We start from the raw sequence: 571 nt of genomic DNA on the forward strand, positions 1-571 counted from the left end.
TGATCTCGTAACGTGGTTCCGATCCAACACCCGAACGGGATATCATTCCGTGCTAACGGGAGCCCTTGGAGACAGGTTCCGCCGACGACTAGATTTTTATGTGTATTTTCAAGTGCTTGCTGCCACCTCCGATCGTTCAGAAGATAGTTTGTGACAGCCAGTTCAGGAAAGACCCGGCTAATTCTAACGCCCTTCATTCCATTATATGTTCCCTCCTGAGAGTTGACTTCCCGATTTCCTTTCATAAAATCTTTAATCGTGAGGCATTCATCCCATGGAATCGAGTTGAATAAAATATAGGGTTCATAGTCATTCTCAGACAATAAATCATAAGTGAACTGAGTTACAGTCGCAGTACCAGCTGTTTCTCGAACGTCTAAGGTGGGAAGTCCTATGTACTCAGACATAGTCTTTCTCCTATCCTCTGGGCTTTATCAACGTTGATTTGAATTCTTGTGTAATAAGTGAATAAAGAACAGTAACCCATATCCGATGGCGATTATGTGCTACTCATAATGAGCAACGAATTAGTTTCTGTAGTCATACCCACGTATAATAATCAAGACACAAT

General features: G+C 42.0%; 1 protein-coding gene. It reads right to left on the reverse strand.

Annotated features, from left to right (window positions below; all coding sequences use genetic code 11):
- Window positions 1–407 (reverse strand): hypothetical protein (locus DVK07_RS24010; RefSeq protein ID WP_233565570.1); only part of this gene is annotated, 407 nt, incomplete at its 3' end.
- Window positions 408–571: the final 164 nt, after the last annotated feature.

It is taken from the genome of Halorubrum sp. Atlit-26R (assembly GCF_003666015.1).
Lineage (GTDB): Archaea > Halobacteriota > Halobacteria > Halobacteriales > Haloferacaceae > Halorubrum.